Source organism: Streptomyces sp. NRRL F-6676, from assembly GCF_000725625.1.
In the GTDB taxonomy this organism is placed as follows: domain Bacteria; phylum Actinomycetota; class Actinomycetes; order Streptomycetales; family Streptomycetaceae; genus Streptomyces.
The window spans coordinates 1-1,558 of the sequence record NZ_JOHS01000115.1 but is presented as its reverse complement, the minus strand read 5'-3'; the positions used below and the strand labels follow the sequence as shown (position 1 = coordinate 1,558).

General features: G+C 76.3%; 1 protein-coding gene. It reads left to right on the top strand.

Annotated elements, in window-relative coordinates; all coding sequences use genetic code 11:
* The first annotated feature begins 92 nt into the window (after positions 1–92).
* Positions 93–1,487, top strand: coding sequence for a hypothetical protein (locus tag IO29_RS31225; protein WP_030383520.1), 1,395 nt, complete (start codon positions 93–95; stop codon positions 1,485–1,487).
* The last annotated feature ends 71 nt before the right edge of the window (positions 1,488–1,558 follow it).

The window sequence follows — 1,558 nt, the reverse complement described above, 5'->3', positions numbered from 1 at the left end:
CCCCCCCACGGCCCCGACCCCACCACACCACCCCCCGCGCACCCCCCAGAAACCGTACGTACCTTTCGCGTCGTTCCGGGTACCCCGCACCCATGACCTCTCCACCGGCCCGAGCCCCTCGGGCCCACCCGGTGGCCCTGCTCGCGGCCGTCCTGGCGGTGCTCTTCACCGCCGGTTTCGCGCCCCGCGCCCACGCCGCCACCGACGTGTCCACCATCGCCGCGGCCCTGCGCAAGAGCCCCGTCTACGTGGACCCCGCCGCCTCCGACCAGATCTCCGCGGCGGACGCCCACAATCTCGCCAACCGGATCGAGGACGCGGACAAGCCCGTCTTCGTCGCCGTGCTGCCCGCCGACTTCCCCACCCGGAACCTGTTCACCAACCTGCGCACGGCGACCGGCATCACCGGCCTGTACGGCGTCCGGCTCGGCGACCGCTTCGACGCCCGCGCCGACTCCTCCGTGCTGCCGAACACCGCCGTGCGGAACCTGGTCACCAGCGTGCAGGGCGAGGACGCGAAGGCACAGCTCACCGACTTCACCGACCGCGCCCTCGCGAACGTCGGCGGCCACGCCCCGTCGAGCTGGAGCGGCGGGGGAGGCGACGGCGGCGGCGCGTCGTCGACCGCGCTCATCGCCCTCGGCGCGGTGGTCGTCGTCGCGGGCGCGGGCGCGTACGCGCTCACCCGCCGCAACCGGCGCCGGCGCGAGAACGAGCAGCGCGCCGCGCTGGAGCGGCTGCGGGTGGTCGTGGACGAGGACATCACCGCGTTCGGCGAGGAACTGGACCGGCTGGACTTCCGGCCGGACGAGCGGGGCGCGGACGATGCGATGCGCGCCGACTACGGGCGCGCGCTGGACGCATACGAGCAGGCGAAGTCGGCGATGGCGGGCGCGCGGCGCCCGGAGGACGTGCGGGGGGTGACCGAGGCGCTGGAGGACGGCCGGTTCTCGCTGGCCCGGCTGGCCGCGCGGCGGGAGGGACGGCCGCTGCCGGAGCGGCGTCCGCCGTGCTTCTTCGACCCGCGGCACGGGCCGTCGGTCGACGACGTGGAGTGGGTTCCGGCGGGGGGCGCGCCGCGCCGGGTGCCGGTGTGCGCGGCGGACCGGGCGCGGTTGGCGGACGGGCGGGAGCCGATGGTGCGGGAGGTGGAGACGGACTGGGGGCGCCGTCCGTACTGGGACGCGGGCCCGGCGTACGGTCCGTGGGCGGGCGGCTACTTCGGCGGCGGGCTGCTGCCGGGGCTGCTGGTCGGCACGATGCTGGGCGGCCTGATGGCGGGGCCGGGGTACGGCGCGTACTACGGCGGCGGCTATGGCTACGGCTACGGAGACGCCGGTTACGGGGGTGGCTCGGGCGGCGGCTACGAGGGCGGCGACGTCTCAGGGTCCGACTTCGACCCGGGCGACTTCGGCGGCGGCTTCGGGGGTGGTGGCGGCGACTTCGGCGGGGGTGGTGACTTCGGCGGCGGAGGCGGCGACTTCTGACCGTGCGGGGGCGTTTGGCTCCGGTGGTGGTGGGGTGGGGGTGCGCGGGGGGTGGTGTGGTGGGGTCGGGG

Excerpts from the sequence above, each read along its gene's own strand:
- IO29_RS31225 (WP_030383520.1), top strand. The coding sequence starts at position 93 with ATGACCTCTCCACCGGCCCGAGCCCCTCGGGCCCACCCGGTGGCCCTG.